At 72.6% G+C, this 19,377-nt stretch carries 21 protein-coding genes; 11 read left to right on the forward strand and 10 right to left on the reverse strand.

All coding sequences use genetic code 11. The annotated features are described in order from the left end of the window. Window positions 1–13: 13 nt before the first annotated feature. From RFN52_RS05260 to RFN52_RS05280, 5 genes are all read left to right on the forward strand, one after another. A complete protein-coding gene (locus RFN52_RS05260) occupies window positions 14–1,222 on the forward strand; it encodes an ROK family transcriptional regulator (RefSeq protein WP_184843006.1) in 1,209 nt (402 codons plus the stop codon). Between the two features lie 232 nt (window positions 1,223–1,454). Next, complete coding sequence (locus RFN52_RS05265; protein WP_184843009.1) at window positions 1,455–2,054, forward strand: N-acetylmuramoyl-L-alanine amidase; 600 nt, start codon at window positions 1,455–1,457, stop codon at window positions 2,052–2,054. Between the two features lie 94 nt (window positions 2,055–2,148). Further along, window positions 2,149–2,547: a luciferase domain-containing protein gene (locus RFN52_RS05270; protein WP_184843012.1), complete on the forward strand. Its 399-nt coding sequence runs from the start codon at window positions 2,149–2,151 to the stop codon at window positions 2,545–2,547. A 3-nt stretch (window positions 2,548–2,550) separates the two neighbouring features. Then, window positions 2,551–3,723, forward strand: a complete 1,173-nt coding sequence (locus RFN52_RS05275; protein ID WP_184843014.1) for a bifunctional class I SAM-dependent methyltransferase/NUDIX hydrolase — start codon at window positions 2,551–2,553, stop codon at window positions 3,721–3,723. 127 nt (window positions 3,724–3,850) lie between these two features. Beyond that, entirely contained in the window at window positions 3,851–5,086 is a 1,236-nt protein-coding gene (locus RFN52_RS05280) for a phosphodiester glycosidase family protein (RefSeq protein ID WP_184843017.1), read from the forward strand. Between the two features lie 2 nt (window positions 5,087–5,088). On the opposite strand, the gene RFN52_RS05285 is transcribed toward RFN52_RS05280, so the two are convergent. The 6 genes from RFN52_RS05285 to RFN52_RS05310 all read right to left on the reverse strand — a co-directional run bounded on the left by RFN52_RS05285 (window position 5,089) and on the right by RFN52_RS05310 (window position 10,406). Beyond that, window positions 5,089–5,283 carry a hypothetical protein gene (locus RFN52_RS05285; RefSeq protein ID WP_184843020.1) on the reverse strand — a complete coding sequence of 65 codons (195 nt, stop codon included), beginning with the start codon at window positions 5,281–5,283 and terminating at the stop codon, window positions 5,089–5,091. A gap of 123 nt (window positions 5,284–5,406) precedes the next feature. Next, the gene (locus RFN52_RS05290) at window positions 5,407–6,270 is read right to left on the reverse strand and encodes a phosphatidylinositol-specific phospholipase C/glycerophosphodiester phosphodiesterase family protein (protein ID WP_184843023.1); all 864 of its coding nucleotides are present in this window, start codon (window positions 6,268–6,270) and stop codon (window positions 5,407–5,409) included. A gap of 199 nt (window positions 6,271–6,469) precedes the next feature. Continuing rightward, on the reverse strand, window positions 6,470–7,543 hold the full coding sequence (locus RFN52_RS05295) for an acyl-CoA dehydrogenase family protein (RefSeq protein ID WP_184843026.1): 1,074 nt from the start codon (window positions 7,541–7,543) through the stop codon (window positions 6,470–6,472). Further along, window positions 7,540–8,721 carry an acyl-CoA dehydrogenase family protein gene (locus tag RFN52_RS05300; protein ID WP_184843029.1) on the reverse strand — a complete coding sequence of 394 codons (1,182 nt, stop codon included), beginning with the start codon at window positions 8,719–8,721 and terminating at the stop codon, window positions 7,540–7,542. The genes RFN52_RS05295 and RFN52_RS05300 overlap by 4 nt, the downstream gene beginning before the upstream one ends. Continuing rightward, window positions 8,718–9,683 (reverse strand): NADPH:quinone oxidoreductase family protein, encoded by a 966-nt coding sequence (locus RFN52_RS05305; RefSeq protein WP_184843032.1) that lies wholly within the window; start codon window positions 9,681–9,683, stop codon window positions 8,718–8,720. Before RFN52_RS05305 ends, RFN52_RS05300 begins: the two co-directional genes overlap by 4 nt. 150 nt (window positions 9,684–9,833) lie before the next feature. After that, window positions 9,834–10,406 (reverse strand): helix-turn-helix domain-containing protein, encoded by a 573-nt coding sequence (locus RFN52_RS05310; protein WP_184843035.1) that lies wholly within the window; start codon window positions 10,404–10,406, stop codon window positions 9,834–9,836. A 77-nt stretch (window positions 10,407–10,483) separates the two neighbouring features. Here RFN52_RS05310 and RFN52_RS05315 point away from each other — a divergent pair, with 77 nt between their 5' ends. Continuing rightward, window positions 10,484–11,425: an NAD(P)/FAD-dependent oxidoreductase gene (locus RFN52_RS05315; protein WP_184843038.1), complete on the forward strand. Its 942-nt coding sequence runs from the start codon at window positions 10,484–10,486 to the stop codon at window positions 11,423–11,425. Window positions 11,426–11,456: 31 nt separating this feature from the next. On the opposite strand, the gene RFN52_RS05320 is transcribed toward RFN52_RS05315, so the two are convergent. Beyond that, window positions 11,457–11,897 carry a GNAT family N-acetyltransferase gene (locus tag RFN52_RS05320; RefSeq protein WP_184853801.1) on the reverse strand — a complete coding sequence of 147 codons (441 nt, stop codon included), beginning with the start codon at window positions 11,895–11,897 and terminating at the stop codon, window positions 11,457–11,459. Between the two features lie 162 nt (window positions 11,898–12,059). Between RFN52_RS05320 and RFN52_RS05325 the strand changes: the two genes are divergently transcribed. The 4 genes from RFN52_RS05325 (at window position 12,060) to RFN52_RS05340 (ending at window position 15,777) form a co-directional block, all read left to right on the forward strand. After that, complete coding sequence (locus RFN52_RS05325) at window positions 12,060–13,598, forward strand: ATP-dependent DNA ligase (RefSeq protein WP_184843041.1); 1,539 nt, start codon at window positions 12,060–12,062, stop codon at window positions 13,596–13,598. Then, a complete protein-coding gene (locus RFN52_RS05330) occupies window positions 13,595–14,053 on the forward strand; it encodes an NUDIX hydrolase (RefSeq protein ID WP_184843044.1) in 459 nt (152 codons plus the stop codon). Before RFN52_RS05325 ends, RFN52_RS05330 begins: the two co-directional genes overlap by 4 nt. 76 nt (window positions 14,054–14,129) lie before the next feature. Then, on the forward strand, window positions 14,130–15,515 hold the full coding sequence (locus RFN52_RS05335; RefSeq protein WP_184843047.1) for an NADP-dependent succinic semialdehyde dehydrogenase: 1,386 nt from the start codon (window positions 14,130–14,132) through the stop codon (window positions 15,513–15,515). 25 nt (window positions 15,516–15,540) lie between these two features. After that, complete coding sequence (locus RFN52_RS05340) at window positions 15,541–15,777, forward strand: DUF6213 family protein (RefSeq protein ID WP_033307522.1); 237 nt, start codon at window positions 15,541–15,543, stop codon at window positions 15,775–15,777. 10 nt (window positions 15,778–15,787) lie between these two features. On the opposite strand, the gene RFN52_RS05345 is transcribed toward RFN52_RS05340, so the two are convergent. Further along, the gene (locus RFN52_RS05345) at window positions 15,788–16,447 is read right to left on the reverse strand and encodes a TenA family protein (RefSeq protein WP_184843049.1); all 660 of its coding nucleotides are present in this window, start codon (window positions 16,445–16,447) and stop codon (window positions 15,788–15,790) included. Between the two features lie 136 nt (window positions 16,448–16,583). After that, a complete protein-coding gene (locus RFN52_RS05350; RefSeq protein ID WP_184843052.1) occupies window positions 16,584–17,810 on the reverse strand; it encodes an acyl-CoA dehydrogenase family protein in 1,227 nt (408 codons plus the stop codon). 172 nt (window positions 17,811–17,982) lie between these two features. On the opposite strand from RFN52_RS05350, the gene RFN52_RS05355 reads away from it, so the two are divergent. Then, window positions 17,983–18,627: a TetR/AcrR family transcriptional regulator gene (locus RFN52_RS05355; RefSeq protein WP_033307228.1), complete on the forward strand. Its 645-nt coding sequence runs from the start codon at window positions 17,983–17,985 to the stop codon at window positions 18,625–18,627. Between the two features lie 89 nt (window positions 18,628–18,716). On the opposite strand, the gene def is transcribed toward RFN52_RS05355, so the two are convergent. Further along, window positions 18,717–19,262, reverse strand: a complete 546-nt coding sequence (gene def, locus RFN52_RS05360) for a peptide deformylase (protein ID WP_184843055.1) — start codon at window positions 19,260–19,262, stop codon at window positions 18,717–18,719. Between the last annotated feature and the right edge of the window lie 115 nt (window positions 19,263–19,377).

Raw genomic sequence — 19,377 nt, forward strand, 5'->3', positions numbered from 1 at the left:
ACTGGCGTCAGGCATGACCGCACCGCTGCACGAGGCCCGTCCCTCCGGACCGGGACGCGCGCTGCCCGACACCCAGCAGGGCATGCGCCGCCGCAACCTCGCCCGCGTCCTGCACACTCTCCGCGCCGAGGGGCCGCTGTCCCGGGCCGCCGTCGCCTCACGGATCGGACTGACCCGGGCGGCGGTCTCGACGCTCGTCGACGAGCTCATCCGGTCGGGACTTCTCGAAGAGCTGGGGCCGGAGCGGCCCGGCCGGGTGGGACGGCCCGGTTCCGCGCTCGCCGTCAGCGGACGCGGCCCGGCAGGCATCGGCGCGGAGGTCGGTGTCGACCATCTCGCGGTCTGCGCCGTCGACCTGCGCGGCACGACCCGGGCGCGGGCGATACGGCAGGGGGCGAACCGCGGCCGCTCCCCCGAGCCCGTGCTCGCGGAACTCACCGAGCTGATCCGGCAGGTCGTCGCCGAGGCGGAGGGCGAGGGTCTGTGGCCGGCCGGACTCGCCGTGGCCGTGCCGGGCCTGGTGGCGCGCGACGGCCGGAGGGTCGTGCGCGCCCCGAACCTCGGCTGGCACGACACGGACCTCGGCACACTGCTGCCGGCCGGAATCCCGCTGACCGTGGACAACGAGGCCAACTTCGGTGCCCTCGCCGAACTCTGGCTGGGTGAGGACACGCCCCGCGACTTCCTGCACGTCTCGGCGGAGATCGGTATCGGTGCGGCGGTCGTGGTGGACGGCGGGCTGCTGCGCGGAACCCGCGGTTTCGCGGGCGAGTTGGGTCACGTGCCGGTCCGGCCGGACGGGCCGGAGTGCGCCTGCGGCGGCCGGGGCTGCCTGGAGCAGTACGCGGGTGAGGAGGCCGTGCTGCGTGCGGCCGGCCTGGAACCCGGCGAGGACCGGGTCGGACTGCTCGCGGGGCGTGCCGCGCAGGGCGACGAGAACGTGCGCCGCGCCCTGTGCGACGCGGGCACGGCGCTCGGTGTGGCTCTGACCGGGGCGGTCAACCTGCTCGACCCGGAGAGCGTGGTCCTGGGCGGGGAACTGTCCGGTCTTGCGCCGTGGCTGCTGCCCTCGCTGCGGGACGAGCTGGCGCGGCGTACGGCAGGTCCGGTCTGCCCCGTGTCCGTGTCCGGGCTGGGACCTGAAGGCCCGCTGCTGGGAGCCGCGCACTCGGTGGTCCGGGCGGTGCTGGACGATCCGGCGGCGGTCGCCGGGCAGGCCTGAGACGGGTCATCGCCGCCCCCCACGTCGGCCGACCTGTCCGAACTCTTCCAATCACCCGACCGGGTGAGGGAGTTGTCCACATTCGAGGGCCCGTCCACCGATTCGCACCGCATCCTCCCGACCGACCGGCAGGGGCCGTAACTTGATCACGGCGGGCCGCGACCGCAGCGGCCGCAGCTCCGCGCAGTTGAGCAAGAGTCCCCCTCCCGTCGAGCCCGGAAGGCACACACCCATGCAACGGACCACGTCCCTCCCCAGCAGGCGAGGCATCCTCGCGGGCGCCGCCCTCACCGCTGTCCCCGCCGTCCTGCTCTCCGGCACCCGGGCCGATGCCCGGCCCCGGGCCGTCGACCACCCCGGAGCGGCGTGGCACCCCGCGAGCCGCAGGAACTACACGCCGTCGAACCGCCCGCGCGCCCACCCACTGCGTTACGTGATCATCCACGTGGCGCAGACGACCTACTCCGGCACCCTGTCCGTCTTCCGGAACCCCAGGACGAAGGTGTCCGCACACTACGTGGTGCGCTCCTCCGACGGGCGTGTCGCGCAGTGCGTGCGCGATTCCGACATCGCCTGGCACGCGGGGAACTGGGACTACAACACCCGCAGCATCGGCATCGAGCACGAAGGCTGGGTGGACCGGCCCGGGTACTTCACCGACGTCATGTACGAGCGGTCGGCCCGGCTCACCGCGGCGATCTGCGAGAGGTACGACATCCCGAAGAACCGGGCGCACATCATCGGCCATCACGAGGTACCGGGCAGCGACCACACCGACCCGGGCCGGCACTGGGACTGGAAGCGCTACCTCAGACTCGTCACATCCGCCTGAGAACCAGGTGGGAAGCCCTGCGCTCCACCTCACGTCCCGGTTACAAATCGCTCAACCCCTGGTTGCGGACCGGTAAGCAGGCGACGATGGGGCCATGACTCTGGCCCAGCGCGCCATGGAGCGCCTGCAGGCCTGGCCCGACCTCATGGCGGGCCCGGCGAGTTGCGGTACCGGAAAGGCGCTCCGTTCCGTCCGTGACGAGATCGTTCACTTCCACTCCTCACGGGACGTGGACCTCCACCTCACTCGCCGGGCCATCCAGCGCATCCATTCCGACCTCGCCGGTTCGAGCGCGATCCACCTGCTGCCCGGATCGGGCTGGGTGACGATCCACCTCGACTGCGAGGCGGACGTCGACCTGCTGCTGAGCCTGGTGAGCATCGCCCTCAAGGCGCACCAGGCGCCCCCCGCCGATGACGACGGGCGGCGGCTCGGCGGGTGCAACTTCCGCCGGGTCACGGTGCTTCCGCGTGACGCCGTGGCGGGCGGCTGAACCTTGGCGGACGAACCGGAGGCGGTCAACGCCGAGGCCTGGGACGCGTACGGGGCGCACCATCTGCGACGGGGCACTGTCCTGCCCGAAGTGGCGGACATCGACTGGGGGTTCGAGGGCGGCGGGCCGGGGAGCGAGGTGCTCGGGGAGCTGACGGGCCGGCGGGTGCTGGACCTCGGGTGCGGTACGGCCCGGCACGCCGCCCACCTGGTCCGGGCCCACGGCGCGCTGGTGGACGCGGTCGACGCCTCGGCCGGGCAGTACGAGCGGGCCCGGGGCCGCTACGGCTCATTGCCCGGGCTGCGGCTGGTCCTCGGCGACGCCGTGGAGCATCTGCGTGCAGCGGAGCCGTACGACGTCGTCTACTCCGTCAACGCCGTCCCGTACGTCGATCCGCACCGGTTGCTGCCCGCACTCGCCGGGGCGCTGAGGCCGGGTGGCAGGCTCTGTTTCACGGTGCTCCACTGCAACAGCCGGGGTGACGGGCCGTCGGACCGCGTCGCCGCCCGGCCCGAGGTGCTGCGGCTGGCGGGTGGCGGCGAGGCCACCGTCCGGATGTGGGTGCTCACGCCGGAGCTCTGGACGGCGCTGCTCACCGAGTACGGGCTCCGCGTGGAGGGGATCGACGTCCTCGACACGCCGGAGGAGGGCAACCGGGCCTCCTACCGGCTCTTCCGGGTGACCCGGCCCGTCAGGGTCTCCTCCCGGCCGCGCGTCGACAAGGCGCCGCCGGCGCACGCCGCCATCGGGGTGGGGGCGGTCCTGTACGGTCCGCGCGGACTGCTTCTGGGCCGGCACCGGCGCGGGACGTGGGAGCTGCCGGGAGGGACGGTGGAGCCCGGCGAGTCGTTGCAGGAGACGGTCGTGCGGGAGCTCGGCGAGGAGACGGGCCTCGCGGCACGGCCCGAGGACGTCCGGCTGCTCGGGACGCTCCTGGACGACGCGGGCGGTGTCGTCCGCGTGACCGTGCCCGCCCTGGTCACCGGCTGGCGGGGGGAGCCGTCGGACCAGCCCGGGGAGAGCGTGGGCCGCTGGCGCTGGTTCGCCCTGGACCGGCTGCCGGAGCAGTTGTTCGTGTGCAGCGCGCAGGCCCTCACCGCCTGGCGCCCCGGTCTGCCGATCGACCACACGCCCGCGCACTACACGCCGTATGCCACCGGAACGGGCGACAGCTGAAGCACCCAGAGGGGTGTGTTTTTTCAGCCGTTCCCGCGTAGCAGGCGCTCGGCCGCCCTGCCGGCCCCCGTGGTCTGGTGCACTGCCCCTGAGGGTCCCGACAGTTGACGAGGCATCAGGGGGCACGATGGCAGGTCGTCGCAGGCGACGGGGTGCAGGCAGAGCGGTACTGGCGTTCCTCACGGCGTTCGGCGCGCTGACCGGTGCGGCCCTGGTGGGGGCAGCTCCGGCCGGCGCCGTCCAGAAGGGCGTATGGGTCGCACCGGGCGTGAGGTACGAGGAGTTCGACATCAGGGCGGCCAAGGGGGTGACGCACGCACATGTACTGAGGGTCGACCTGGGCAATCCGCGGGTACGGGTCGGTCTGCTGTACCCGGGGGCGGTGGCCGCACGGGGGCGGGTCTCGGCGATGGCGGACAGCCAGGGCGCGGTGGCCGGTGTCAACGGCGACTTCTTCAACATCACCGAGACGCAGCATCCGGGTGTCGAGGCGACCGGCGCGAGTGTGGGTCCGGCGATCGCGGCCGGGCGGACCCTCAAGGCGGCCGTGCCGAACGGCCAGCGGTTCGGGCCGGCGCTGCCGCCCGGCACGACCACCGAGGACGTGTTCGGCGTCGGCACCGACGGGCGGGCGCGGCTGGACCGGCTGACGCTGAAGGGGTCGGTGAGTACGGCCGACGCGCAGCTGCCTCTCGGCGGACTCAACCAGTACGCGCTGCCGGTGGGTTCGGTCGGTGCGTTCACCTCCGAGTGGGGCAGCGTCTCCCGGGTGCGCGCCACCTGTGGCACGGACACCGACCGTGCCGCTCCGTGCAGCACGGACACCTACGAGGTGACGGTCCGCCACGGCCGGGTGGTCTCGGCCGCCGACACCCCGGGCACCGGTCCCATCGCCGCGGGGACCACCGTGCTGGTCGGCCGGGAGTCGGGCGCCCAGCAGCTGCGCAAGTTCTCCACCGGTGAATCGGTCGAGGTCGAGCACGGCCTCGTGGCGGCCGGGGACGGCATCGCCTACCGGCTCGCTATCGGCGGTTACCCGGTGCTCTCCGGCGGGCAGCCGCTGCCGGGGCTCGACGACACGACGTCGGCCGTCCGCACCGCCGTGGGGATCGCCAAGGGCGGGCGGCGCGTGCTGCTGCTCGCGCTGGACGGCGCGGCCGCCTACCGCAGCGGCCTGACGATCGCCGAAGTCGCCGGCACCCTGCGGAAGCTGGGCGCGGAGGACGGCTTCAGCCTGGACGGTGGCGGGTCGTCGACGCTGGTCGCGCGCAAGCCCGGCGCGAGCACGGTCTCCGTGCGCAACCATCCCAGCGGCGGCGCCGAACGCCCGGTCCCGAACGGTATCGGTGTGTTCTCGGGGTGATGTCAGGGCCGCAGGCCGCTGACGATCTCGGCCGTCGCGATGAGGCCGCTGTGGATGGTGGGGGCGACGCTGGTGCTGGCCAGTGAGAAGCCGAGCAGCAGGCAGACCAGCGCGTGGGAGATCTTCAGTCCGCCGTTGCGCAGGAAGATCACCGCAAGGATCGCGAGCAGCAGCACCACAGAGATGGAAATGGCCATCGTCAACTCCTCCGCCACGCCGCCATGTCCGGTTCACGGCGTTCGGCCGCAAGTGTGGCGTAGCAGAGGGTTCGTCCGGGCGGCTGAGCTGTCCGCCGAACGTGTGGTGTTCTGCCGCCGCTCCTAGACCGCCCGCCGGGCGTCGAGGAACGCCTCCAGTCCAGCGAGGTCGTCGGTGTTGAGGTGGTCGACGCCGGCGGCGAGCAGTTCGCCCCAGAGTGCGTCGCGGGCGGGGCCGGCCAGGTCCGGGGTCGCCCAGAACCGCACCTTCTGCCCCCGCTGGTGTGCGGTCCTGACGATGCCCCGCAGCTTCTGCCGCTCGGCGTCCGGGAAGGCGCCGATTCCCCGCCAGGTGAAGTTGAGCGTCCAGTTGTCGCTGATCAGAGGGATGAAGGAGGCCGGTGCCGGGCCGCCGAGGTCGGCGAGGCGGCCGTCGTAGAAGGCGCGCCGGACGGTCTGGGCCTCCATGGGCGCGCGGGCCGCGCGGTCGCCGGAGACCACGGCGGTGACCGGGCCGCGGTGGACACGGCCGTGGGCGTACGTGGTGAACAGGTGCCGGTGGCGCCGGAGATGGCGGTCGAGTTCGCGGTATGTCGAGGAGCCCTCGGTCTTGATGTCGATGAGCAGGTGCAGCGAGCCGCGGTGACCCCGGTACACCGTGCCGCGGTTGGCGCGGACACGGGCGGCGAGCGGGTCGAGGTAGAGGGACTCCAGGGTGCGGGAGGGGTCGAGGTCCTCCGGGTCGTGGGCGACGAGGAGCTGGTCACCCACGAGGTGGATGTCCGCCTCGACGCTGCCGAAGCGGTGGTCGAGGGCGTCGAACAGGGGGCGCCGGTGCTCGTAGTCGTTGTGGGCGTGGGCGCGCCACAGCGGGCGGGGCCGGTACGTGCGTTCGCCTGCCCCTGCGGGGGCGGCGGGGAGGGCGATCGAGCCCGCGAGGGCCGCGCCGAGGGTGGTGAGGGCCGTGCGACGGGTGGTGAGGGCCATGCTCTGCCTCCCTGGAGATGCCGTACGGGGACCCTGCGAGTATGGGGTCCCGGCAGCTCAAGGAGCAGGCCTGGGAACGGAGTTGGCCGGACCGCCGCCACGCGTTCACTTCACCGGACCGGGCACAGCGAAAGGCCCGCCCCTGGTGGGACGGGCCTTTCCGTGAGTCCGGCCGTTCGACGGCGTCGACCGATGGACGTCAGGGGGCCTGGAGGTCGGCCAGTGCGGCCAGTGCCTCCCGGTGGGCGCCCGGCGTGCCGTAGGCGATCGAGTCGGCCTTGGCGCGCTTGAGGTACAGATGCACGGGGTGCTCCCACGTCATGCCGATGCCGCCGTGCAGTTGCAGGGCTTCCTCGGCGGCGTGCACGGCCACGGGTGCCGCGTAGGCCTGGGCGACGGTGACGGCCATGTCCACGTCGTCGCCGTTCGCCAGGGCGTCGGCGGCGTTGCGGGCGGCCGCACGGGTGTTGACGACCTCCAGCCACAGCTGGGCCAGCCGGTGCTTGATCGACTGGAAGCCGCCCACGGGCCGGTTGAACTGCTTGCGTTCCCTCAGGTAGCGGACGGTCTCCGTCAGCGTCCACTCGGCGAGCCCGAACTGCTCGGAGGCGAGCAGCCCGGCACCGGCGCGCAGTGCTCGGCGCACGGCGGGTTCGGCGTCGCCCAGCAGCCGGCCCTGCACCCCGGCGAGGGTGACGGTCGCGAGCGGCCGGGTCAGGTCCAGGGAGGTCTGGGGCGTGACGGTCGCGGTGGTGGCGTCGACGGCGTACAGACCGCCGTCGTCGGCGGGGACGAGCAGCACGTCGGCGACGGCGGCGTCGGCGATGCCGGTCAGTTCGCCGTGCAGCAGCCCGTCCTCGTGCCGGACGACCCGGTAGGCGGCGCCCGGCGCGACGTTGAGGGCGACCGCGAGCGCGCCGATCGTCGTGCCGGTCGCGAGGTCGCGCAGGAGGTCGTCGGTGCCGCAGGCGAGCAGGGCCTCGGTGGCGACGACCGCGCTCGTCAGGTACGGCACGGGCGCGACCGCGCGTCCCAGTTCCTCCATCACGACGGCGACTTCGCGGTGCGTGGCGCCCTGGCCGTCGAGTTCCTCGGGGACGAGCAGGCCGGCGAGACCCATGCCGTCGGTGAGCGCCTTCCACAGGGCCAGGTGGTGCGGGGTGCCCGACTCGGTGCGGGCGATGACGCCGGGGGCGTCGCAGTGGTCGGTGAGCAGGTCGCGGACGGCGGAGCGCAGCGCCTCTTCCTCTTCCGAGTACAGCAGGTCACTCATCGGGCGAGGTCCTTCCAGGCGACGTCCTTGTCGGTGCGCGGCTCGGGGGGCAGGCCCAGGACGCGCTCGGCGACGATGTTCAGCAGGACCTCGCTGGTCCCGCCCTCGATGCTGTTGCCCTTGGAGCGCAGGTAGCGGTAGCCCGCTTCGCGGCCGGTGAAGTCGACCAGCTCCGGGCGCCGCATGGTCCAGTCGTCGTACAGCAGGCCCTCCTCGCCGAGGAGTTCCACTTCCAGGCCGCTGATCTCCTGGTTGAGGCGGGCGAAGGCCAGCTTCATGCCGGCACCCTCGGGGCCGGGCTGTCCCGCGACGAGCTGCTGGCGCAGCCGCTCGGCGGTGAGGCGGGAGACCTCGGACTCCACCCAGAGCTTCAGCAGGCGCTGGTGCAGGTCGTGGGTGCGCAGCTCGGGCCGCTCGCGCCAGGTCTTCGAGATCGGGCCGATCATGCCGCCCTCGCGGGGCAGCCGCATGCCGCCGATGGCCACGCGCTCGTTGTTGAGCGTAGTCTGGGCGACCTTCCAGCCGTCGCCGATCTCGCCGAGGCGGCGCGCGTCGGGGATGCGGACGCCGGTGAGGAACACCTCGTTGAACTCGGCCTCGCCGGTGACCTGCCGCAGCGGACGCACCTCGACGCCCGGATCGGTCATGTCGCACACGAAGTACGTGATGCCCCGGTGCTTGGGCACGTCCGGGTCGGTGCGGGCGATGAGGATCGCCCAGCGGGCCACATGGGCGCTGGACGTCCACACCTTCTGCCCGTTGACGACCCAGTCCTCGCCCTCGCGCACGGCCCGGGTGCCCAGGGCGGCGAGGTCGGATCCGGCGCCAGGCTCGCTGAACAGCTGGCACCAGACCTCCTCCCCCGTCCACAACGGCCGGAGGAAGCGCCGCTTCTGCTCCTCGGTGCCGTACTGGAGGATCGTCGGCGCGGCCATGCCGAGGCCGATGCCGATGCGCCGCGGGTCGTTGTCGGGCGCTCCGGCGGCCTCCAGCTCGGCGTCCACGACGGCCTGGAGGGAGCGGGGGGCACCGAGTCCGCCGAGGCCCTGCGGGTAGTGCACCCAGGCGAGTCCGGCGTCGAAGCGGGCCCGCAGGAAGTCCAGGCGGTCGGTGGAGGCCGGCGGATGGGCGGCCAGCAACTCCCGGGTGCGGTTGCGCAGTTCTTCGGCGTCGGTCATGCCGCCTCCTCCATGACGACCGCGATGCGGCCGGTGGTCAGGCCGTCCGCCACCTTCTGCACGGCGGCGGCCGCGCCGCCGAGCGGCACGCGCTCGCTCACCAGCGGCTTGATCGCGCCCCGGGCGGCCAGCTCCGTGAGCTGCTCGTGGCAGTGCTGGACCAGCTTGGGGTTCTTGGTGTTGTACAGGCCCCAGTGCAGGCCGAGGACCGAGTAGTTCTTCACCAGGGCGTGGTTCAGGCCGGGGCTGGGGATCGTGCCGCTGGCGAAGCCGACGACCACGATGCGCCCCTCGAAGGCGACGGCCTTGGCGGACTGGGTGTAGGCCTCGCCGCCGACCGGGTCGTAGATCACGTCGGCGCCCCGGCCGCCGGTGGCCTCCTTGACGGCGGCGACGACGTCCTCGGAGCGCCGGTCGATCACGACGTCACAGCCCAGCTCGCGGGCGACGGCCGCCTTCCCGGAGCCGCCGACGACACCGATGACGGTGGCGCCGGCGGCCTTCCCGAGCTGCACGGCCGCGCTGCCGACCCCTCCAGCGGCAGCGTGGACGAGCAGGGTCTCGCCGGCCTCCAGACCGGCCCGGCGGTGCAGACCGAACCAGCCGGTCTGATAGCCGATGTGCAGGGCCGCGGCCTCGGCGTCGTCGAGGGCGTCCGGCGCGGGCAGGAGCGCGGCGGCGTCCGCGACGGCGTATTGGGCGAAGCCGCCGTGGGGCAGCGCCGGGTTGGCGATCACCCGGCGGCCGTCCTCGGTCTCGCCGCAGATCTCCACGCCCGGGGTGAACGGCAGCGGCGGCCTGACCTGGTACTGGCCGCGGCAGAGCAGGGCGTCCGGGAAGTTGATGTTGGCCGCGCGCACCTTCAGCAGGACCTGGCCGTCACCGGGGGTGGGCGGTTCCACGTCCTGCAGCCGCATCACCTCGCCCGGCTCGCCGTTCTCGTGCACTTGCCATGCCTGCATGCGGGGCCTCCACGGGGGACTGCTGTGTCTGACCGGGGTCGGTTCGCATACTAAGCGGTCGCTTGCCCATGAGGGAACAGTTGCCGGGCAAATCCCGCACGGAGTGCTCGGGCCACGTGTTCTTCTTCCGTCCGGAGGGTTGCCCGTGCGTCACGCGCCCTTCGGCCGCGCCCGCACATGCATCCGCTCGCCCTGCGGCCCGAACAGGCTGAGGAACTCCACCGGCCCCTCCCCCGTCGACCCGAACCAGTGCGGTACCCGGGTGTCGAACTCGGCGGCCTCCCCCGCCGTGAGCACCACGTCGTGCTCGCCCAGCACCAGGCGCAGCTTCCCGGACAGCACGTACAGCCACTCGTAGCCCTCGTGCGTCCGGGGATCCGGCTCCTGCCTGCGCTTCGGTTCGAGGACCTTGTAGGCCTGCAGGCCGCCGGGCTGGCGGGTGAGCGGCCAGTGGGTGCGGCCGCCCATCACGATCGGCTTGGACCGTACGCGCGGATCACCGGCCGGCGGGGCGCCGACCAGCTCGTCCAGCGCCACCCGGTGGGCGCGCGCGATCGGCAGCAGCAGTTCCAGACTGGGTTTACGCAGGCCGGACTCCAGCCGCGAGAGGGTGCTGACGGAGATGCCGGTGGTCTCGGAGAGCGCCGCCAGGGTCACCTCCCGGTCCTTGCGCATCTGCCGCAGCCGGGGGCCCACGCCCGCGAGTACCTCGTCCGTCGTCATGGCCGTATTGCAGTTTCGGCAACGTTGTTTGTCAATCCCGCAGGGCCGGGGCGACGCTCGGCAGCGGAGGTGGTCACATGACCGAGAAGTACGCAGTGGTCGTCGTCGGCGGGGGCGCGGCGGGTCTGTCCGCCGCGCTGGTGCTGGGGCGGGCCCGGCACCGCACGCTGGTGATCGACGCGGGTGAGCCGCGCAACGCGCCCGCCGCGCACATGCAGGGCTACCTGTCGCGGGACGGCATGCCGCCCGCGGAGTTCCTGGCCGTCGGCCGGGAGGAGATCGCGCGCTACGGCGTGGAGCTCGTGCGGGACCGGGTGGTGCGGGTGGAGAAGGGCGAGGACTTCACCGTGGTGTCGGCCGGCGGCCGGAGTGTGCGGGCCCGGCGGCTGGTCGTCGCCACCGGGCTGAAGGACGAGCTGCCCGCGGTGCCCGGGGTCGCCGAGCGGTTCGGCCGGGACGTGCTGCACTGCCCCTTCTGCCACGGCTGGGAGGTCCGCGACCAGCCGTTCGGGGTGCTGGCCACGAGCCCGGCGAGCGTGCACCAGGCGCTGATGGTGTCCCAGTGGTCGAAGGACGTGCGGTTCTTCCCGCACACCGTCGCCGAGGAGGAGCTCTCCGACGAGGATCTGCGCCGGCTGGCCGCGGCCGGGGTGGACGTGGTGCCCGGGGAGGTCGCGGAGCTGGTGACCGAGGACGACCGGCTCACCGGCATCCGGCTCGCGGACGGTACGACGCACCCCCGCTCGGTGCTGTTCACCGCCCCGCGGGCCGTACCGCGGACCGGCCTGCTGGAGCGGCTCGGCGCCGAGCTGCACGAGACGCCGTTCGGCGCGTACCCGGTGGTCGACGCGACCGGCCTGACGACCGTGCCCGGCGTATGGGCCGCGGGCAACGCCATCGGCTTCTCCGAGCAGGTCGTGCACGCGGCGAGCGGCGGATACCGGGCGGCGTCCGCGATCGTCGGGGACCTGCTGATGACGGACCTCGACACGGCAGTGCGGCGGCAGGGCCCCGCGTAAGCACGCGACGCTCACCGGGCCACGGCCGGGGTCAGGAGAGGCGCAGATCGACCCAGGGAACGGTCTCGCCCGGCAGCACGTACCGCTCGATCTCGACGAATCCGTGCGCGCGGGCGAACCGCAGCCCGTCCTCGTTGGAGGACAGGACCACCGTTTCGATGACCTCGGCACCCGCCTTCCGCGCGCGGTCCAGCCCGCGCTCGTAGAGCTCCCCGCCGAATCCCCGCCCGCGGTGGGGGCCGAGCACGCGGGCGATCACCGTGGCCGTCGCGGTGTCGTCCGCCGGCGGGCGTACGGTGCTGCTGCCCACGAGCACGTCCCCTAGGTAGGCGACCTCCAGGTGATGGCGCTTCGCGCGGTCGCGGGCGTCGTCCATCGACAGATGGTGCGTGGGAATGACCGTGTTGTGGACGTGCTGCCAGTCCCTGAGCGCGCTGTCGTCGTCGGGCCGACGGATGCGGAGTTCGGGCATCGCAGCAGAAGAACCCGCGTGCACCGCGCGCGTCAACTGGTTTGCTGCTGCGGCGTCGAAGCGGGGCGGGGACCGGTGCCGCACGCCCGGCGAAGCCGCGCCGGGGCCGCCGGGCCCGGTCGCCCAGGTGTAGAGGCCCCCTGTGAGGTGCACCATGGCTGCATGCTGCTGCACCGGCTGGCCCGAGTGTCCCAGGAGGTCGCCGCCACCTCGGCGCGCTCCCGCAAGACGGCCCTGCTCGCGGAGCTGTTCCGGGATGCCGAGGCGGAGGACGTGCCCATCGTCATCCCGTATCTCGCGGGGCGGCTGCCGCAGGGCCGGATCGGCGTCGGCTGGAAGGTGCTGAGCCGCCCGGTCGCCCCTGCCTCCGAGCCGGGCCTGACCGTGCGGGACGTGGACGCCCGGCTGGCGGATCTCGCCAAGGTGTCCGGCCCGGGCTCCCAGGCGGAACGGACCCGGTTGGTCGGGGAGTTGATGGGCGCGGCCACCGAGGACGAGCAGCGGTTCCTGCTCGGGCTGCTCGCCGGCGAGGTCCGGCAGGGCGCTCTGGACGCGGTGGCGGTCGAGGGGCTGGCGCAGGCGACCGGGGCGCCGTCCGCGGACGTACGGCGGGCCGTGATGCTCGCGGGTTCCCTCCAGACGGTGGCCGAGGCGCTGCTCGCGGACGGCCCCGCCGCCCTCGACCGCTTCCGTCTCACCGTGGGCCGCCCGGTGCTGCCGATGCTGGCGCACAGCGCCTCCTCGGTGGCCGAGGCGGTCGACAAGCTGGGCGCCTGCGCGGTGGAGGAGAAGCTGGACGGCATCCGCGTCCAGGTGCACCGCGACGGCGGCAGCGTGCGGCTCTACACCCGCACCCTCGACGACATCACCGACCGGCTGCCCGAAGTGACGGCCGCCGCACTTCGGTTGCGGAGCGAGCGGTTCATCCTGGACGGCGAGGTGATCTCCTTCGACGAAGGCGGACGCCCCCGCTCCTTCCAGGAGACCGCCGGCCGCGTCGGCTCCCGCACGGACGTGGCGACGGCCGCCCGCGCGATGCCGGTCTCCCCGGTCTTCTTCGACGCGCTGTCCGTCGACGGCCACGACCTGCTCGACCTGCCCTTCGCCGAGCGGCACGCCGAGCTGGCCCGCCTGGTGCCCGAGCCGATGCGGGTGCGGCGCACGCTGGTGTCCGGTCCGGACGACACGCCCACGGCGGAGGAGTTCCTCGCCGAGACCCTGAAGCGCGGCCACGAGGGCGTCGTCGCCAAGGCGCTCGACGCCCCCTACAGCGCGGGGCGGCGCGGCGCGTCCTGGCTGAAGGTCAAGCCCGTCCACACCCTCGACCTGGTCGTGCTGGCCGCCGAGTGGGGCCACGGCCGCCGCACCGGCAAGCTCTCCAACCTCCACCTGGGCGCCCGCACCGCCGACGGCGGACTCGCCATGCTCGGCAAGACCTTCAAGGGCATGACCGACGCGATGCTGACCTGGCAGACCGAACGGCTCCAGCAGCTCGCCGTCGAGACCGGCGACCACGTGGTGACCGTTCGCCCGGAACTCGTCGTCGAGATCGCCTACGACGGGCTGCAGCGCTCCACCCGCTACCCGGCCGGCGTGACCCTGCGCTTCGCCCGGGTGGTCCGCTACCGGGAGGACAAGCGCCCGGAGGACGCCGACACGGTCGAGACGCTGCTGGCCGCCCATCCGGAGGTGAAGCCGTGAAGCGCAGTGCGGGTCTGCTGCTCTTCCACACCACGGACAACGGCCTCGAAGTGCTCCTCGGCCACATGGGCGGCCCGTTCTTCGCCCGGCGCGACGCCGGGGCCTGGACCGTCCCCAAGGGCGAGTACGAGCCGGACGAACCCGCCTGGGAGGCCGCCCGGCGCGAGTTCCGGGAGGAACTGGGGGTGCCCCCGCCCGACGGCGAGGCCATCGACCTCGGCGAGGTCCGGCAGACAGGCGGCAAGATCGTCACGGCCTGGGCGGTCCGGGCTGATCTCGACCCGGCGGCGATCGTGCCCGGCACATTCCGGATGGAGTGGCCGCCGCGCTCCGGGCGGCTCCAGGAGTTCCCCGAGCTGGACCGGGTGGCGTGGTTCGGCATCGACCGGGCCCGCGCGGTGATCGTCAAGGCGCAGGCGGCGTTTCTCGACCGGCTGGCGGAGCACTCGCCCTGAGGAGACGCTCCCGCGTTGCGGTCCCCTCCGCCGCGCGGGAAGGTCGAGACACAGCCCGCTCCGAGGGAGGTCAGCCATGCCCATCGCAACGGTGAACCCGGCGAACGGCGAGACGCTCAAGACGTACGAGGCCATGGGCGAGCAGGAGATCGAGCGCCGGCTCCAGCTCGCGGAGGCCACGTTCCGCACGTACCGGACGACGACCTTCGACGAGCGCGCCCGGCTGCTGCACCGGGCCGCCGACCTCCTCGAAGAGGACCAGCAGGACATCGCCCGCGTGATGACCACCGAGATGGGCAAGCCGATCCAGCAGGCCCGTGCCGAGGCGGCGAAGTGCGCCAAGGCGATGCGCTGGTACGCCGACCACGCCGAGGAACTCCTCGCCGACGAGGAACCGGCCGACTCCGACGTGAAGGACTCCGGAGCCTCCCGCGTCCGGGTCCGCTACCGCCCGCTGGGGCCGGTGCTCGCGGTGATGCCGTGGAACTTCCCGCTGTGGCAGGTGGTCCGTTTCGCCGCTCCCGCGCTGATGGCGGGCAACGTGGGCCTGCTCAAGCACGCCTCGAACGTCCCGCAGACCGCCCTCTACCTGGAGGATCTCTTCCACCGGGCGGGCTTCACCGAGGGCACGTTCCAGACCCTGCTGATCGGCTCCGCCGCGGTCGACGAGATCCTGCGCGACGAGCGGGTCAAGGCCGCCACTCTCACGGGCAGCGAGCCGGCGGGGCGCGCGGTCGCCTCCACCGCCGGGGAGATGGTCAAGAAGACGGTGCTGGAGCTGGGCGGCAGCGATCCGTTCGTCGTGATGCCCTCCGCCGACGTCGACCGGGCCGCGAAGGTCGCGGTGACCGCGCGGGTGCAGAACACCGGGCAGTCCTGCATCGCCGCGAAGCGGTTCATCGTGCACACGGACGTCTACGACGCCTTCGCCGAGCGGTTCGCCGAAGGCATGAAGGCGCTGAAGGTCGGCGACCCCCTGGCCGACGACACCGAGGTCGGGCCGCTCTCCAGCGAGCAGGGGCGGCGTGATCTGGAGGAGCTGGTCGACGACGCGGTGCGCAGCGGGGCGCAGGTGCTGTGCGGTGGCGAACGGCCGGACGGACCGGGCTGGTACTACGCGCCGACGGTACTCGCCGGCATCACCCGCGAGATGCGGATCCACCGGGAGGAGGCGTTCGGGCCGGTCGCCACGCTGTACCGGGCGGCCGACCTGGACGAGGCGGTGCTGATCGCGAACGATTCGCCGTTCGGGCTGAGTTCGAACGTGTGGACGCGGGACGAGGACGAGGTCGACCGGTTCGTCAGGGATCTGGAGGCCGGCGGCGTGTTCTTCAACGGCATGACGGCGTCCCATCCGGCGTTCCCGTTCGGCGGCGTGAAGCGGTCCGGGTACGGGCGTGAGCTGTCCGGGCACGGAATCCGGGAGTTCTGCAACATCACCACTGTTTGGCATGGTGCGTGAGTGTTGCGGGGCTACGATCCCGTCTGTGAACCGCGAAGTGACTCTGCCTCTGATCGTCGACGACCGCGGGACCTTGCAGGTGGCTGCCGCGGATGTCAGCAAGCTGTTGCGGACCGTGGGGGGTCGGTGGGTGCGGCTGGTGGAGGGCGGGGAGTCGGGGCTGGACGAGGACACGGTCGCCGAGCTGGCCATCGAGCTGGCGAAACTGGCCGATCGGATCGATGTGGCCTGTATCGCGCACAGCAGCGGGACCGCGACCTGAGCCCGGCGCCCTAGGAGGGAGTCGCACTCAGCGCGTCCCAGAACATCGCCTCGTACGTCTGCAGCAGGCGGCCGTAGGTGTGTGCCCGTTCCTGGTCGAGGCGCCCGGCGTCCAGGGCCGCCTCCACGGCTGCCGTCGCCAGCCGGTCCAGGTCGGGTGACGGCTCCGCGAAGAAGTCGAAGAAGGCGCAGGCCTCGTCGGTGAACCCGTACTGCTCGCGCAGCGCGGTGGCGATGGTCGCGCAATAGCCGCCCCACGCCGAGAAGTTGGCCGTCAGCGCCAGGACCACGTCCGCCGGTGCGGCGTTGAGCGCCAGCCAGGCCACGTACGCGGGGTACGCCTGGCAGCCGGGCAGCGGCTCGTACGACACCTCCTGCGCGCGGCACGCCCGTGCGAAGGCGGCCAGGCGCTCGCCCGCCAGCGCCTCACCCTGCGCGAGGGCCGTGAAGAAGGCCGCGGCCTCCGGGTCGGCCGCTGCGGACCGGGCGGCCAGGTGCTCGAACGCGCGACGGTCCGCGGGGATCACCCAGGTCTGTTCCAGGGCGAGCGCGGCGAGGCCGGCGCGGGGTGCCGTACCGGCGGCGATCCGCGGGACCAAGGGATTGGCGTTCGGGTCCGGGGCGAGGGCCGCCGTGGTCGTCCGCAACAGGTCCCGGGCCGGGTGCGTCATCGCTTCCTCCGTCGTCGAGGTGTCGGGACGAGCCTGGCACGGCTCCCCCCGCTACGAGCAGTCCGGCGCGAAGCCGGACGTGCCCGCACGGGTTCGCCGACCCGACGGACACGCCGACGATGACCTTCGGGCAGTGCTAGCGGATCGGCACGCCGGCGAGGGTCCGGGCGATCACCAGGCGCTGGATCTCGCTCGTGCCCTCGAAGATGGTGTAGATGGCCGCGTCCCGGTGCATGCGCTCGACCGGGTACTCCCGGGTGTAGCCGTTGCCGCCGAGGATCTGGATCGCCTGGCCCGTGACCTTCTTGGCCGTCTCGCTCGCGAACAGCTTGGACATCGAGCCCTCGGCCGCGGTGAACGGCTTGCCGTTGACCGCCATCCAGGAGGCCCGCCAGACGAGGAGCCGGGCCGCGTCGATGGACGTGCGCATGTCGGCGAGCTGGAACGCCACGCCCTGGTTGTCGACGATCGGCCGCCCGAACTGCTCCCGGGTGGTGGCGTAGTCGAGGGCGACCTCGTACGCGGCCCGGGCGGTTCCGACGGCCATGGCGCCGACGGCCGGGCGCGAGGCCTCGAACGTGGCCATCGCCGCGTTCTTCACGCGCTCCCCGCCCTGCCTGGCCTTCTCCCGGGCGCGGGCGAGCCGCTCGTCGAGCTTCTCCTTGCCGCCGAGCAGGCACGAGCCGGGCACCCGCACGTTGTCCAGGACGACCTCGGCGGTGTGCGAGGCGCGGATGCCGTGCTTCTTGAACTTCTGGCCCTGGGACAGCCCCTCGGTGCCCGGCGGGATGATGAAGGAGGCGTGGCCCTTGGAACCGAGCTCGGGGTCGACGACCGCGACCACGACATGGACGTTGGCGATGCCGCCGTTGGTCGCCCAGGTCTTGGTGCCGTTGAGCACCCACTCGTCCTTGGCCTCGTCGTACACGGCCCGGGTGCGCATGGAGGCCACGTCGGAGCCGGCGTCGGGCTCGGAGGAGCAGAACGCCGCGACCTTGACATCGTTGGCGTCGCCGTACATCTGCGGGATCCAGGTGCCGATCTGCTCCTCGGTGCCGTTGGCGAGGACGCCCACGGCTGCCAGGCCGGTGCCGACGATGGACAGGGCTATGCCCGCGTCGCCCCAGAACAGCTCCTCCATCGCCATGGGGATGCCGAGGCCGGTGGGGTCGAAGTACTGCTGGGCGTAGAAGTCCAGGGAGTAGATGCCGACCTTGGCGGCCTCCTGGATGACCGGCCAGGGAGTCTCCTCACGCTCGTCCCATTCGGCGGCCGCGGGGCGGATCACGTCGGCCGCGAAGCCGTGGAGCCAGTCCCGGACCTCCTTCTGTTCGTCGTTGAGCTCCATGGTGAACTCGGCCATGTCGTCCCCTCCAGCGGCACACGTGCATGTTACTTGCGGTAACAGCAGTCTGTTACCGGCGGGTAGTCGAAGTCAACTCCTACCGACCGGTCGGCACCCGTTCGGTGTCGGGGGCACGCTTCAGTGTTAGTTTGCGCAGGCGTCATGGAAACAGCACGGGTGGGGAGAGACCATGGACACCACGCAGCGGACCGATCAGCAACGGTCCGCCGACCGCCGTCGGCGCGAGCTGCTGGAGGCCGCCGACCGAGTGGTGCTGCGCGACGGCCCGCAGGCCTCGATGAACGCGATCGCGGCGGAAGCCGGCATCACCAAGCCCATTCTCTACCGGCACTTCGGCGACAAGGGCGGACTTTACGCGGCCCTTGCCATGCGGCACACCGACGCGCTGCTGGACTCGCTGCGGGCGGCGCTGGACGCGCCGGCGGACCGGCGGGAGCGGGTCGAGGCGACGCTGGACACCTACCTCGCGGCGATCGAGGCGCGACCCCAGGTGTACCGGTTCCTGATGCATCCGGCGGAGGGGAGCCAGCCGGGCGATTCGGGCTTCGATGTCGGCAAGCACAGTGCGCCGTTGCTGCGGCGGATGGGTGAGGAGCTGGCACAGGTCATCGAGGAGCGGCTGGATCTCGGGCCGGGCGGGCAGCAGCTCGCTCGCGTGTGGGGGCACGGGATCGTCGGCATGATGCATGCGGCCGGGGACTGGTGGCTGGGTGAACGGCCTTGCTCTCGGGCCGAGTTGGTGCGGAGTCTGGCTGATCTCTTGTGGGGGCGGCTTGCGGCCGCCGGGGATCGGGTCGGGGGGCCGGGGTTCTGACCGTTGCGGCTCGGCAGACCGCCGGTGGGGGTCGTTCGCGCCCACGCGGCGGAGCCGCATATCGAGCACGGCCCCGCGCCCCTGAGGAGTCACCCCATCCGGCGCCATGAGGCCTTGGCCACTTGCCGCATCAGTCTGCGGTGGCGCCAGCCGCTCAGTTGGTCCGCGTAGATGCGGCCCTCCAGGTGGTCGCACTCGTGCTGCAGGCAGCGGGCGAAGAAGCCCGTGCCGTGGACGGTGACGGGTTCTCCCGTCACCGTGAAGCCCTCGACCACCGCGTGATCGTAGCGTTCCGTGCCCGCTTCCAGGCCCGGCAGGGACAGACAGCCCTCCGGGCCCCGGATCACCACGCCGTCCGTTGCGGTCGGACGGGGGTTGATCACATGGCCGACATGGCGGACGTCCTCGTCGTCGGGACAGTCGTAGACGAAGACCCGCAGGGGCACGCCGATCTGGTTGGCGGCGAGGCCGACGCCCTGGGCGGCGTACATGGTCGCGAACAAGTCCTCGACCAGCCGGGCCAGTTCGGGGCCGAAGTCGGTGACCTCCGCGCAAGGCGTGTGCAGGGCGGGGTCGCCGTGCAGGGTGAGGGGTCTCACTCGGCCGTGGGTGCCGGGGATGGGGCTCTGTCGCATGGCGGCAAGAGTAAGGTCCTGTCGGTCCGCGCCTCCCACACGAGTTCGCCACAGTGCCGCGGTTCGGGAGTGCGAATGGATCTCGATAGGCTGAGGTCCACACCACGTGGCCGTC

This window comes from Streptomyces collinus (assembly GCF_031348265.1).
GTDB lineage: Bacteria > Actinomycetota > Actinomycetes > Streptomycetales > Streptomycetaceae > Streptomyces > Streptomyces collinus.